The 13,785-nt window shown below is 66.5% G+C and carries 13 protein-coding genes; 3 read left to right on the top strand and 10 right to left on the bottom strand.

Features of this window, described 5'->3' with window-relative positions:
- The first annotated feature begins 146 nt into the window (after positions 1-146).
- The 3 genes from glgC to glgX are packed head-to-tail and all read left to right on the top strand — an operon-like array spanning position 147 to position 4,696.
- Positions 147-1,409: a glucose-1-phosphate adenylyltransferase gene (gene glgC / locus HWN72_RS21610; RefSeq protein ID WP_211151322.1), complete on the top strand. Its 1,263-nt coding sequence runs from the start codon at positions 147-149 to the stop codon at positions 1,407-1,409.
- Between the two features lie 24 nt (positions 1,410-1,433).
- Positions 1,434-2,900 carry a glycogen synthase GlgA gene (gene glgA, locus HWN72_RS21605; RefSeq protein WP_036527863.1) on the top strand — a complete coding sequence of 489 codons (1,467 nt, stop codon included), beginning with the start codon at positions 1,434-1,436 and terminating at the stop codon, positions 2,898-2,900.
- Complete coding sequence (glgX, locus tag HWN72_RS21600; RefSeq protein ID WP_211151321.1) at positions 2,897-4,696, top strand: glycogen debranching protein GlgX; 1,800 nt, start codon at positions 2,897-2,899, stop codon at positions 4,694-4,696. The genes glgA and glgX overlap by 4 nt, the downstream gene beginning before the upstream one ends.
- A gap of 26 nt (positions 4,697-4,722) precedes the next feature.
- On the opposite strand, the gene HWN72_RS21595 is transcribed toward glgX, so the two are convergent.
- The 10 genes from HWN72_RS21595 to HWN72_RS21550 all read right to left on the bottom strand — a co-directional run bounded on the left by HWN72_RS21595 (position 4,723) and on the right by HWN72_RS21550 (position 13,785).
- Entirely contained in the window at positions 4,723-5,637 is a 915-nt protein-coding gene (locus HWN72_RS21595; protein ID WP_081799121.1) for a response regulator, read from the bottom strand.
- A gap of 138 nt (positions 5,638-5,775) precedes the next feature.
- Positions 5,776-6,237, bottom strand: a complete 462-nt coding sequence (locus HWN72_RS21590; protein ID WP_008831498.1) for a hypothetical protein — start codon at positions 6,235-6,237, stop codon at positions 5,776-5,778.
- 1 nt (position 6,238) lies between these two features.
- The gene (locus tag HWN72_RS21585) at positions 6,239-6,679 is read right to left on the bottom strand and encodes a TadE/TadG family type IV pilus assembly protein (protein ID WP_036527869.1); all 441 of its coding nucleotides are present in this window, start codon (positions 6,677-6,679) and stop codon (positions 6,239-6,241) included.
- A gap of 10 nt (positions 6,680-6,689) precedes the next feature.
- Positions 6,690-6,866 carry a Flp family type IVb pilin gene (locus HWN72_RS21580; protein WP_036527985.1) on the bottom strand — a complete coding sequence of 59 codons (177 nt, stop codon included), beginning with the start codon at positions 6,864-6,866 and terminating at the stop codon, positions 6,690-6,692.
- Between the two features lie 84 nt (positions 6,867-6,950).
- Positions 6,951-8,786 (bottom strand): TadG family pilus assembly protein, encoded by a 1,836-nt coding sequence (locus HWN72_RS21575; protein ID WP_036527870.1) that lies wholly within the window; start codon positions 8,784-8,786, stop codon positions 6,951-6,953.
- Entirely contained in the window at positions 8,783-9,466 is a 684-nt protein-coding gene (locus HWN72_RS21570) for a tetratricopeptide repeat protein (protein WP_036527872.1), read from the bottom strand. Before HWN72_RS21570 ends, HWN72_RS21575 begins: the two co-directional genes overlap by 4 nt.
- Positions 9,463-10,353, bottom strand: coding sequence for a type II secretion system F family protein (locus tag HWN72_RS21565; RefSeq protein WP_248006217.1), 891 nt, complete (start codon positions 10,351-10,353; stop codon positions 9,463-9,465). Before HWN72_RS21565 ends, HWN72_RS21570 begins: the two co-directional genes overlap by 4 nt.
- A gap of 20 nt (positions 10,354-10,373) precedes the next feature.
- A complete protein-coding gene (locus HWN72_RS21560; protein ID WP_036527876.1) occupies positions 10,374-11,276 on the bottom strand; it encodes a type II secretion system F family protein in 903 nt (300 codons plus the stop codon).
- Positions 11,270-12,622 (bottom strand): CpaF family protein, encoded by a 1,353-nt coding sequence (locus HWN72_RS21555; protein WP_036527879.1) that lies wholly within the window; start codon positions 12,620-12,622, stop codon positions 11,270-11,272. The genes HWN72_RS21560 and HWN72_RS21555 overlap by 7 nt, the downstream gene beginning before the upstream one ends.
- Positions 12,619-13,785 (bottom strand): hypothetical protein, encoded by a 1,167-nt coding sequence (locus HWN72_RS21550; RefSeq protein ID WP_036527881.1) that lies wholly within the window; start codon positions 13,783-13,785, stop codon positions 12,619-12,621. The genes HWN72_RS21555 and HWN72_RS21550 overlap by 4 nt, the downstream gene beginning before the upstream one ends.

Here is a 13,785-nt window from a genome sequence, read left to right as displayed (position 1 = left end):
GCGCAGCGAAGCAATCCAGGGCCGTTTTACGCCGCCCTGGATTGCTTCGCTGCGCTCGCAATGACGAACGAGGGGGCTGATGCGGGAATACCCTGAATTACCTCATCAAGTTTCCAATCATACGCATAACTACGGAGAGACATAAAATGAGACCAGCTTCCGGCTCGCCGCTCGCGCGCGATGCCATGGCCTATGTCCTGGCCGGCGGACGAGGCAGCCGCCTGAGGGAGCTGACCGACAACCGCGCCAAGCCCGCCGTCTACTTCGGCGGCAAGGCCCGGATCATCGACTTCGCGCTGTCGAACGCGATCAACTCGGGCATCCGCCGCATCGGCGTCGCCACGCAGTACAAGGCGCATAGCCTGATCCGCCACATGCAGCGCGCGTGGAACTTCATGCGCCCCGAGCGTAACGAGAGCTTCGACATCCTCCCCGCCAGCCAGCGCATTTCCGAGCTGCTGTGGTACGAGGGCACGGCGGATGCGGTCTACCAGAACATCGACATCATCCAGCCGCACGCGCCCAAGTACATGGTGATCCTGGCGGGCGACCACGTCTACAAGATGGACTACGAGTTGATGTTGCAGGAGCACGTCAACTCAGGCGCGGACGTGACCGTCGGCTGCCTCGTGGTGCCGCGCATGGAGGCGGTGGCCTTCGGCGTCATGCACGTCGATGCCGAGGACCGCATCACCGCCTTCGTCGAGAAACCCGCCGATCCGCCGGGCATTCCGGGACAGGAGGACATGGCGCTGGCTTCCATGGGCATCTACGTGTTCAACACGGATTTCCTGTTCGAGCAGCTGCGCCGCGACGCCGCCGACCCCGACAGCAAGCGCGATTTCGGCGGCGACATCATCCCCTACATCGTCAAGAACGGCAAGGCACAGGCCCACCGCTTCACCAACAGTTGCATCCGTGCGGCCGAGGAGATCGAGGAATACTGGCGCGACGCGGGCACGCTCGACGCCTATTTCGACGCCAACCTCGACCTGACGGACACCGTGCCCAAGCTCGACATGTACGACCGCGAATGGCCGATCTGGTCGGACTCGGTGGTCGCCGCGCCGGCCAAGTTCGTCCATGACGAAGACGGGCGGCGGGGCCATGCGATCTCGTCGCTGATCTCGAACGACTGCATCGTCTCGGGTGCTCTGGCCCGGCGCTCTCTGCTGATGACGGGCGTGAAGATGGGCAGCTTCTCCAGTGTGGAAGAGGGCGTGATCCTGCCCTACTGCAACATCGGCCGCAGCGCCCAGCTCAAGCGCGTGATCGTCGATTCCGGCGTGCGCATCCCCGAGGGGCTGGTCGTCGGCGAGGACCCCGAACTCGACGCCCGCCGCTTCCGCCGCACCGAGAACGGCGTATGCCTGATCACCAAGCCGATGATCGACCGGCTGGGCCTGTGATGGTGAAACTGTGATGGTGAAACCGTGACCTCGCTGAAAGTCCTGTCCGTTGCCTCCGAGGCGGTGCCGCTGGTCAAGACCGGCGGCCTTGCCGACGTCGCGGGCGCGCTGCCCGGCGCCCTCGCCCCGCACGGGGTGGAGATGACCACGCTGCTGCCCGGCTACCCCTCGGTGCTGGCGGCGTTGGGACGGCGGCCCAAGGTGGTTCACGCATGGGACTCGCTGCTCGGCACCCCGGCGCGGCTGCTGGCGGGCACCTTGCCCGATGGCCACCCGCTGCTGGTGCTCGATGCCCCCGCTCTCTATACACGGGAGGGGGGCCCTTACTCCGACGCTGCCGGGATCGACTGGGCCGACAACTGGCAGCGCTTCGCCGCTCTCGGAAAAGCCGCTGCCGAGATTGCAGGCGGGGTGATCATCAAGCGGGGCAAGCCACAGGGCTTCGATGTGCTCCATGCGCACGACTGGCAGGCCGCCATGGCCCCCGCATACCTGCGTTACGTGCCGCTGGGTGCCGCTGGGTGCCGTTCGGTCATCACCATCCACAACATGGCTTTTCAGGGCTGGTTTGCTCCCGAAGTCTTTGATCGAATTGAACTTCCTTCAAGCGCATGGGCACTCGACGGGGTCGAATACCACGGCGGCGTGGGAATGCTGAAAGCGGGCCTCTCCAGCGCCGATGCGATCACCACCGTCAGCCCGACATATGCCCGCGAAATCCGCTCCACCGTGTTCGGAATGGGCCTCGAAGGCCTGATCGTGGAGCGCGGCGCGGCGGTTCACGGCATCCTCAACGGCATCGACGCAAACGTGTGGAATCCGGCCTCCGACGCGGCTTTGGCGGCCCCTTACAGCCACCGCACGCTGGACAAACGCCGCGCCAACAAGCGCGCCCTGGAGGCCGAATTCGGCCTCGACGAAAGCGACGGCCCGATCTTCATCGTCGTCACCCGCCTGACCTGGCAGAAGGGTATGGACGTCCTCCCGGACGTCCTCGACCACCTCGTCGGAATCGGCGGAAGACTGGCACTTCTGGGCTCCGGCGACGCTGCGCTGGAGCGCGCCCTGATCGAAGGCGCCGCCCGCCATCCCGGCCGCGTCGGCATCCGCATCGGCTACGACGAGGCGCTGTCCCACCGCATGCAGGCGGGCGGCGACGCGATCCTCATCCCCTCGCGCTTCGAGCCTTGTGGCCTGACGCAGCTCTACGGCCTTGCCTATGGCTGCCTGCCCGTCGTCGCGCGTACCGGAGGGCTGGCGGACACGGTAATCGACGCAAATCCGGCCGCCCTGGCCGCAGGCTGTGCCACCGGCGTCCAGTTCGACGGCGTCACTTACGACGATCTGGCGGCGGCTATCACCCGTACGGTCCAGCTTCACGCCCAGCCCGATGTCTGGGAGCGCCTCCAGAAAAACGCGATGAAAAGCGACTTCTCCTGGGAAGCGAGCGGCAAGGCCTACGCCGACCTCTATCGCACGCTGACGGCGTGACGAGCCTCGGCGCCAGAGTGGAGGCGGGCTGGACCCGCTTCGCGGTACGCTCCCCCCGCGCCGAAGCGATGTGGCTGTGCCTCTTCGACGGCGAAGAGGAAACCCGCCACCCGATGGAGCGCGAGGGCGACAACTGGACCCTGAGCCTCCCTGCCGACCTCTCCGGGGCAGGCTACGGGTATCGCGCGGAAGGGCGCTGGGAACCCGCCGAGGGGCACTGGTTCGATGCGTCCAAGCTGCTGGTGGACCCTTACGCCGTCGAACTGGATCGCCGCTTTATCCAGAGCCCGCGCCTCGCTGCTTTTGGAAACGATACCGCCGATATCATCCCGCGATCGATCGTTGCCGCACCCATCAAGGTCGCCCCGATTAAACCGCGCCGCTTCGCGCGCGGCGGGCTGGTCTACGAACTCAACGTGCGGGCCTTTACCATGCTCCACCCCGACGTCCCCGAGGCCCTGCGCGGCACCGTGGCGGCGCTGGCGCATCCAGCCGTACTGGACCACCTTACCCGCCTGCATGTTTCCGCCGTCGAGTTGATGCCGATCGTGGCGTGGATCGACGAAAGGCACCTGCCCCCGCTGGGGCTGGTGAATTCGTGGGGCTACAATCCGGTGGCGATGATGGCGCTGGACCCCGGCCTGTGCCCCGGCGGCGTCGAGGAACTGCGCCGGGCCGTCGCCGCCCTCCATGATGCGGGGATGGGCGTCCTGCTCGACATGGTGTTCAACCATTCGGGCGAAAGCGACGTGCAGGGCGGCGTCCTTTCGCTGCGCGGTCTTGACAATGCGATGTATGCACATGCGCCGAACGGACAACTGATCAACGACACAGGGTGCGGCAATACGCTGGACTTCGCCAATCCCGCCGTCCGCGAACTGACACTCCACGCAATGCGCCATTTCGTCGTCCAGTGCGGCATCGACGGGTTCCGGTTCGACCTTGCCCCGATCATGGCGCGCGGCCCGGGCTTCGCTTCGGATGCACCGATCTTCGCCGAGATCGCCGCCGATGCCGTGCTGGCGGACCGGGTCCTGATCGCCGAGCCATGGGACATCGGGCCGGGAGGCTATCAACTCGGCCAGTTCCCCGCCAACTGGCTCGAATGGAACGACCGTTTCCGCGACGACGGCCGCCACTTCTGGAAAGGCGAGGGCAATATCGGCACGCTGGCCACGCGCCTTGCCGGATCGACCGACATCTTCGGCTCGCAATCACCGCCTGAGGGCTGCCGCTCGGTAAACTTCCTCGCCGCGCACGACGGTTTCACGCTTGCCGACACGGTATCCTACGAGCAGCGCCACAACCAGGCCAACGGCGAGGACAATCGCGACGGTCATGGCGAGAACTTCAGCTGGAACAACGGCATCGAAGGCCCGAGCGACGACCCGGCCGTGGCAGCGGCCCGGCACCGCGATCTTGAAGCCCTGCTCGGCACCCTGTTCGCCTCGACCGGCACGATCATGCTGACCGCCGGAGACGAGTTCGGGCGCACGCAGCGTGGTAACAACAACGCCTATTGCCAGGACAACGAAATAGGCTGGATCGACTGGGCAACACGCGATACGGCGCTGGAAGAGCATACCTGCGCGCTTTCGGCCGCAAGGGCGGCGAGACTTCCGCTGTTCGAGCGGTTTCCCGAACCGGTAACCTGGCAGAACCGCGAGGGCGAACCGATGACCGTCGCCGACTGGGAGCATCCGGGCGCCCACTGGCTAAGTTGCAGCGCCAATGCAGATGAGTTCGGCTTCGCAATCGATCGTGCGGCCCGGCAGGTGCTGATCAGGCCATCTTGATCGCTCGAAGCGGCCGATGGCCAGCTTTATCCGCCGCTGTGCAGTTGCTCCGTCAGATAAACCATGAGCGGCTGTTCGAACTTCGGGTTGATAACCAGGAAATGCCGCCGCTTGTCCTGCTCGTCCGGCAGCCGACATAGCACATCCTCATCGACGAGACGGCGGACCAGTCTGAGCGCAGTGCTCATCGGCGCGCCGGATGCAATGCAGGCGCTCGACACCGAGACCCGCCTCGCCTCGATCTTCGCGAGCAGCAGATCGAGCAGCATCGCCCATGTCGGATCGCCGAAGAGTTCGCCACCGCCGATTTCCCGTCGCTTGCTTTCCTTGCGCAGCAAGTCCTTGATGAACTTTCGCAATTGCGCGGAATCGACCTCTCCGCCCGGAAGTACCGGCGCGATTTCCGCCGGTCGGCCGAGATGGGCCGAGGGCACGGGCTCATCGATCAGGCCCGCCAGACGCTGCAATTCTCCGCTCAGTTGCGACATTCTGTCGAGCAGCACCTTGCGCTCACCCACCGCTTCGGGGAGGCCCTGCACGCGTTGCAAGGCGCGGCGCAGATCGACGGGGCTGATCGGCTTTTCAAGGAAGTCCGCAGCCGATGCGCGCATGGCATCGATCGCGATATCCTTGGTGGCATGTCCGGTCGCGATGATGAAGCGAAGCTGGCGCTCGTGCTCGTCGGCATAGCGCGACAACTCACGAATCAGGGCGATGCCATCAAGGCCGGGCAAGTTGTAATCGACGATCGCAATGGAAATGTCGTGCGTGCGGAACAGCGCCTGCGCCTCGTCCGCGTTCGATGCGACGAAAGGCTCGTATCCCATCTGCCGCAGGGCGAAGGCACATTCCATGCCCCAGTCGGTGTCGTCGTCAACGACAAGCACCGGCGCCACCTGACGAAATACACCGGCTTCCATTGCCGAGGGAATTTCAGACATTCGCGTTGCTCCCTGTGAGATCTCCGCTCCGTTGTCTTCTTCATCGGCATTCTGTGGACCAAGAAGCGCCCCAATGCGTGACCGCCAATTCTTCGGCATCGCGTCTTCCCATTCCAGTTATATTCTAAGAATGCCCCGTCACATTCCCGGTAGATGTTGTTGCATGGCAACCGACACGATTGCTACCGCTAAAATCGCCGAAGCATCTGGACGCCGCCGTACAGCGCCCGCTTTCTGGAACGCAGCCAGCGCGAACAGGGTCAGCAGCGCTACCGCCACCATGGCGAACGTTCCGCTGAAACCCAGCCAGGTCGCTCCCGCGGCCAGCAGCTTGATCTGACCGCCGGTCAGCACGCGGGCGCCAGTGTGCGCCCGAAGCAGCGCCACGGCAAGGCCAGCGATGGCAAGGCTCCCCGCGCCCGCCACGCAGGCCCGGATCAGCCCCGGAACACCGCTCAGCAGCGCCGCGCCGAGAAGCCCAGACGCGGCGAGCACCATGTACAGCCAATCCGGGGTGGTCCGGCCCTCCCAGGGCAGAACCACGACCGGGATGAGCACGAGCAGAAGAAAGGCAAGATAGAAATATCCTGCAGCTTCCATGTCAGTATCCTCCGTTGGTCACCGTCACGCTGGCTGCGACGTTGCTGTCGGGAAGTGGCACGAAGGCCCCGTACTTCATGATCGGACTGCCGCTCATGTCGTAGCGCACCTCGACCCGGAAAGTGCCGCTGGTGTCGCCTGCACCCGCCGTGATCTGCGGCTGCGATTTCCCGCCGAGCAGCGAGCCGTAGTTGTCGATCACCGCTTGTGCCCGCTCCTGTGCGAGCGTGACGCGCTCGCCGATGGACAGACCGGCGACTGCTGCCCTCGCCCCTTCGGCCGCCGCCTGCCTCACGCCGATCTGGGCCGTGAAGTAGATGGAATAGACGATAACCGAGAACACGAGGGCCAGCAGCGCTGGAGCCAGCAGGGCGAACTCCAGCGCTGCGAGCCCCCTATCGCACTTCAGCAATCGGAGCGGTGCCCTTGCCGATATGCGCACGGCCGGATCCTTAACCCGGCGTCTGGTTGAACAGGCTGGTGAACGCACCTCGGAGATCAGTGTCGAACTGTGTACCGACCGCTACCAATGCCGCCACAACGATGCCGCCCAGCACCGCGTACTCCACTGCGGTAAGGCCGCGCTCATCCGTGCGAAGGCGCGCAACGAGATTAAGTATCGAATTCATCATGACTTACACTCCCCAAATCCCTCCATGGTCGAGAGAGGCGGATGCGGGCCGAAGGGGCTCCCGCAGCGCCATATTTTGAAACTAGATCAGCACCGGCACTCCGCAGCGCACGCCGCCGACCCAGAAGGTTCCGTGCCCCAGCTGAATACCCAGGGCCACGAGGACATTGGTGAGCAATGGATCCACGACGGCGGTTACGATTCCCGTTACGGGCTGGGTTACCGCCGGGATCAGCCCGCTGCCGTTGACCACGGGCTGGACCAGCGCGCACAGCAGCGGGCAATCCAGCTCCAGGCCTCCCGGCCCGGTAAGGCTGTTGACGAGACCCTGCACGGTATTGCCGATACGCGCTTGGTTGAGCACCGACTGCGGCGTGCCCGAACGGGTAGGGCCGCCTATTGTGCCCGGCCCGAAGACCAGCGTGTTTCCGCGAACTTCGCCGCCAAGCACCGGCTCGGCCACCGCCCTCCCCTTAAGGGTGACGTTGACCAATTGGGCCAACAGAGGCAGCGGGACACCGACGTGAAGGATTTCGGTCTTGGTGATGTCCGCCGCCTTGATCGGCAGCAGCGGCTTGTCCATCGCCCAGCTCGGCATGTCGCCGATGTAGGCGCTGACCAGCGAAGAATGGCCGACGACGCGTACCGTGGTGTTGGTCTGCTGGTCCACTCCCGGCGCGCAGTCGATGCTGGAGATCGACCCATCGGCCGACTGGATGTCGATGATCACCGGGACATTCGCCCGCGCGACGCCGAGGGGCAGGTTGAGCAGCGTCACCTGTACCTTGAGCCGCAGCATCGAGGTGCCCACCTCGGTCTCGCCTGCCGGACCGAACGAGAAACGCGGACGGTTGACCGGCCCGGAGGCGGCGGCGGCGATTACGACCTGGCTGCCGGTCAGCAGCGGCGGCGGAGATACCGCGGCGATAACCTGCGAGAGATCGACCGCAACCGGATCGTCCTGCACCGCGTAGCTGATCAGCTGGTAGGCGTTGAGGCCCGCGCGCAGCGCAGGCGCCACGTCGGCTTCGCCCACTTTCATGTTGCGCCACACACCGACCTTGAACAGTCCCCGCAGCGGCACCCGATGCCCGCCCGGTACGAAGCTGTTGAAAGCGTTCAGCGCATTGCGGGTGTCGCCCGGACCTGCTGCCTGCGCGGCGGCCGCGACGATATCGCGCAAGTCGTAGGAACCCTTGATAAGATCGCCGTAAGTCCCGGTGAAGCCGGAACGCTCCGCCAGTTCGTCGAAGAACAGCCCGGCATCGACATTGCCGCCGAGCAGCGCCTCGATCTGCGATGCGGACAAGTTCAGCGAAACACCAAGCAACCCGCCAAGCACGCCGTTGACTGCGTGGAGGAGCCCGCCGACCCCCATGGTGCTGACGTCGAGCAGGCCGGACGTGGCGGAAATCCCGGCCTCGTCGATACGCGCCGCGCTGGCGGTGGCGGCGAGGTCCGGGATAGGGCTCATGTCCCCGAGCACGCCGGTCAGGAACCGTCGGCTGCCCTTGCCCGTGGTCACGCGGACCGCATTGGGGCGCACCGCGCTGCCGGCGCAATCGGCGGGCAGGGCGCCGGGAAGGAAAAAGCGCGAACCGGCGTTGTCCGCCGCTTTTCTGTCGTCGTTCGCGCAGTAGTAACCGATTTCAACGTTGCGAATTACCGAAGGGTCGTAACCGTTGTGCTGAAGGTAAGTCTCGGCCAGCGAGCGGGCGTCAGTCGGCCGCATCGAAGCCGCAAGCGCCGCTGCCTCCGTTGCGATGCGCAGTTCGCGGTTGCCGCTGTAGTAGAGCGCCACATCGAGTGCGAGCCCGGCGGAGAGAAGCAGGGGCACGCCCAGCACAGCCACGGCCGGAGCCACGACGCCCCGCTCGTCCCGCCGCAGGCGGCGGATGGTTGCCCTCAGGCGGCTCATGACCCGGCCACCTTGATGCCGCTGCCTGCCGCCGCGATCCGCGCGGCTTCGCCCGCTACCTGCTGGCGCAGCTGCGACTTCGCCTTGGCGTCCGTCATGCCGGAGAGCAGCGCGTCGGCCTCGCCCAGCCGCCCGTTGAGAGTGAGCGCGAGGACCAGGTTGTTGCGCACCACTTCATCGCCCGGTGCCAGGTCGTGCGCGGCCCGCAGCGTCTCGACCGCCTCGGCGGTCTGTCCTGCCCGCAGGCGCGCATAGCCCAGCGCATTGGTGATGAAGGCGTCAGCCGGGCTGGCCTGCGACGCCGCCGCGTATTGCGTCGCCGCCTGAGCCCATTGCCCCTCGGCGGCTAGCACATGGCCCCGCACGGCAAGCGCGGCGCCGCTGCGATCGTTGCCCGGGATGTGGCCCAGTGCCGTACGTGCGGCATCGACTTGCCCGAGGTCGAGCAGGCAGTTGACGCGCAGCACGCGAGCCTGCGGATCGTCGGGATGCTTGCGGTCGAAATCGTCGAGATAGGCCAGCGCAGCGCGGGCACGGCCATCGGCGCGCGCTTGTTGGATCAACGTCAGGTACAAGGTGCGGGTAGAGGTCTCCTCCTGCACTTCGGCGGTACGATCGGCAGCAAAAGCCGGACCGGCGGCGAACAGGAGCACAGTCGCGGGCAGCAGATGACGGATCATTTCCCGGTACTCCGCAGCGTGTCGAGGATGGCGGCGACCGGCGGCCCCGCCAGGACGATGAAAAGCGCAGGCATGAAGAACACCAGCATGAGCACGACCATGCGCACGGTGATCTTGCCGATGGCCTCGCGGGCGCGGGCGACCCGGCGCTGCGAGAATTCGCGGATGTATTCGCGCAGGGCAGGCACCAGTTCCATGCCCTGGAACAGCGACTGGCGGAACAGCGCCGCCAGTTCGCGCGCGCCGCTGACGCCGACGCGCACGGCCCAGCGGTCGAACGCGACCTGGTAGTCCTGCCCGCGGTCGAGATCATCGACCAGCATCGCCACCAGCCGCGCGTGATTGGGCACTGCCACCTGCTCGTCGCGGGCGATGCCGCGGAAGCACTGGTCGAGCGAGACGCCGCTTTCCAGCATCATCAGCATGAGATCGAGGAGGAACGGAAACTCGGCCGTCAGCACCCGCTCACGAGATGCCGCGCGCATCTGCAGCGCGTACTTGGCGCCGATGTAGGTGAGGCCGGTGAGGGCAAAAGTCGGGAAGATCGGCTTGAGCGGGTTGCCGGTGACCACGAAGCAGGTCGCCATCGATGCGGCCATCACCGCCAGCGTCGCACCCAGTCGCAGCGCCACGAACATATCGAGCGCGCCCGGATCGAAGTAGCCGGCCGCGCGCAGGCGCTTCTCGATCTCGGCCTTGTCGCGTCCCTGCGCCAGCAGCGCGCGGGGTGCGCGCATGGTGCGCCAGCTGCGTGCCGCACTGGCGCTACCCGACGCTTCGGACGTCGCCCGGCCATCGACCCGCGCCCGCAGCCGCGCGTCGGTCTGCAGCCAGCGCAGCCCGACCAGCGCCACGGCGAGGCCCGATAGGGCGGCAAAGATCGACATGGAGGCGACAAACCCGGCCATCAGAACGCCAGCCTCATCATGCGGCGGATGATCATGATGCCGATGACCTCCAGCCCGATCGCGACCATCGACATGTTGCGGCCACGCGGGTCGGAGATGAAGAAGTCGATATAGGCGCGGTTCATCGCGACCAGCAGCGTCATCGCCAGCAGCGGCATCGCGATCAGCACCCGCGCGCTGACTTTCGCCTCCGACGTCGCGGCCTGCAGGTCGCGGCGGATGCGCACGCGCTCACGCAGGATATTGGCGAGGTTGCCGAACACCGTGGCGATCGAGCCGCCGTAGCGCAGGTTGGTGCGAATGGCGGCGGCGATCATCGAGACTTCCGGAATCTGCAGCCGGTCGGCCAGCTGCTGCACGCTTTCGGCCACCGGAGCGCCCATCGCCAGGCGGCGGCCGACCGGCGCGAAGTAGCTGGCCACCGCCTCGGGCGCATCCGCCAGCGCGCGCGTCAGGGCCTGCGAGAGCGAATTGCCCACCGACTGGAGCTGGCGCACCCCGTCAAGGTAGAGCGGCAGCGCTTCGGTCAGCGCGTCCACCCGCTTGCGCGCGCGGCCCTGCAGCCAGGACAGTGCAGCCATCGGCACGCCGACCACCAGCACCACGGCAGCGGCCGGGCCGAACAGCAAGAGCACGATGAGCGTGAGTACCAGCATGACGCCGATCAGGGTCTGGAGCGCAGGCACCGTCAGTTCGACCTGCGCCTGCGCGAGCAGCGGCGCGATGCGTTCGGGCACGGTCACCGCCACCAGCGGCCGGACGGTTATCTTCCCCGGCGAAGCGATGGCCTCCAACCGGCGGTCGAGCGTCACGCGGTCCCGCATGCGCTGGGAAAACCACTGCCACGCCACGGCGCCAACGATCAGCAGCGCCAGCAGGAGATAGGCGCCGCCCTTCACCATGCGGGGCCATCCTTGTCCACGACCGGGCTGGCGTAGTCCTTGAGCCGCGCGGCATGGTAGGGGCGCGGCGACAAGGTGCGGTGCAACCCCTCGCCCGACATCGGCGGCTGCTCCTCGAAATGGAACAGTTCGTTGAGCGTATAGGCCTCGCCCTCCACGCCGGTCACTTCGGCGACCGAGGTGATCCGGCGCGAACCGTTGGCGAGGCGCTGGATGTTGACGATCGCGTGGATCGAATTGGCGACGAAACGGCGCACTGCGCGTACGTCGTTCTGCTGCCCGGCGAAGCCGAGCAGCATCTCCAGACGGGAGAGCGCATCGCGCGGGGTGTTAGCGTGCAGCGTCGCCATCGAGCCGTCGTGGCCGGTGGACATCGCCTGCAGCATTTCCACCGCCTCTACCCCGCGCACTTCGCCCAGGATGATGCGGTCGGGACGCATGCGCAGCGCATTGCGCACGAGGTCGCGTGCGCTGACCTCGCGGCTGCCATCGACGTTGGGGGGGCGAGTTTCAAGGCGAACGACGTGATCCTGCCGCAGCTGAAGTTCGGCCGCGTCCTCGATGGTGACGAGGCGTTCCTTGTTGCTGATGCAGCTCGACAGCACGTTGAGGAGGGTCGACTTGCCCGCGCCGGTGCCGCCGCAAATCAGGATGTTGAGCCGCGAGCGCACGGCGCTGGTCAGGAACGCGGCCATCGCCGGGCTCATCACGCCGCCCGCGACGCAGTCCTCAATGCTCAGCGCCTGGAGCCGGAACTTGCGGATCGAAACCAGCGGGCCGTCGAGCGCGATCGGCGGAATGACGATGTTGACGCGCGAACCATCGGCAAGGCGCGCATCGACGAAAGGCGTCGCCTCGTCCACGCGGCGGCCGATCGGGCCGACGATGCGCTGGATGATGTTCATGAGGTGCGCGTCGTCGCGAAAACGGGTCTCGACCCGCTCCAGTATGCCCGCACGCTCGGCGTAGATGGTGTTGGCGCCGTTGACGATGATGTCGTCGATGCTCGCATCGCGCAGCAAAGGCGCGAGCGGGCCGAGACCGACCACCTCGTCCTCGATATCCTCGATCAGCAGCAACCGCTCGGCGCTGTTGAGCGCAAGCTGGCCGCGGCGGCTGCGGCTGCTGATGACCTGCTCGATCTCCTGGCGCAGCGTGCGTCGATCCAGCGCCTCGGCAGTGATGCCCTGCGTCTCGAGTTGTTCGATGACCTGGGCGCAGGTCAGCGCCTTGACCGCCTGGTAGCTGTCGCTCATCCGCTGGGCCGCAGGCTGGGCGATCGGCGCCTTGCGCTTGGGTTCGGACAGCGCCTCCTCGGGGACGAAATCGTTGGTGAGCAGGCTCATGCGCTACGCTCCACCGAACGCAGGATGGCGCGGCGCATCCGGTCGATGCCGAAGTTCGTGCTCTTGGACTGCGTGGCGATGCCGCAGGCGCGGCGGATCGCCTGGGCATAGCTGCCCGCGTCGCGCTCCATCATCAGCGGCCGGCCCGCGTTGAGCGCGTTGCGCTGCTGCACGTGGTCAACCGGCACGCCGAGCACGGTGTCGATGTCGAGCGCATCGGCGATACGGCGACCGTCGAGCAGGATGCGCGGATCATGCTCCCACACCAGCAGCCGCAGCCGCTGCGCGCTGGCGGTGTCCATCGCCACGCGGTCTAGCAGGCGACGGGTCGCGTCGAGTTCACGGATCGACTGGCTGCAGACCACTTCGACGCTCTGCGCCTGCGAGGCCAGTTCGCGCAGCAGCCCGCCATTGCGCAGCGAGCCGCCGCAAAGCACGACGTGGCCGCAACTCGTGCGCAGCAGCTGGATCAATCCCACGATATCGGCAGGGCCGATGCCGACCGGCTCCGTGCCGGTGCCGCCATCAAGCGTCAGCAGCGACAGCCCCGAGCGATCGTGATGGGCCAGCGCATCGCCGAGCAGGCTGGCATCCATACGATCGATGTCGGAAATGGCCGAGGCCAGGCCGTAGTCCACCTTGAGGTCGAGATAGGCCTCGGCCGTGCTGGACGGCAGGGTGCAGTCGATCAGCAGCGTCGAGGTGCCGTCGAGGCAGTGGGCCAGCGCCATGTCGGTCGCGATCACCGCCGTCGCGTCGCGATCGGTGCCCAGAACCAGCGTGAAGCGGCCGAGCCGCCCATGGCTCGCCAGCGAGGTGTTGAGCACGCGCGAGAGGATTTCGCTGACTTCCGCAGCCACTGCGCCGCGCGGCATCACGTCGGTCGCACCGGCGCGGATCGCCTGCAGGACGTGGCCTGCATACATGTCCTCGGTCGCCAGCACGATCGAGCGTCCGCCCGCCGCCTGCGAGACTTCGGTGATGACCGAGGCCATGGCGCGCTCGGCCGGGATCGACGCATGGTCGATGACGACGATGCCCGGTCCGTCGAATTCGGCGCCGTCAAGCGACTGCACCATCTCGACCGCCACGTGCGCGCCCATCGCGTCGGAGATGCGCTGCGCCAAGGCGCGGTCGATCGAAAGAAGATGAATGCGTGCCAT

It is taken from the genome of Novosphingobium sp. HR1a (genome assembly GCF_015594425.1).
GTDB lineage: Bacteria > Pseudomonadota > Alphaproteobacteria > Sphingomonadales > Sphingomonadaceae > Novosphingobium > Novosphingobium resinovorum_A.
This window is presented reverse-complemented; position numbering and strand designations above follow the sequence as displayed.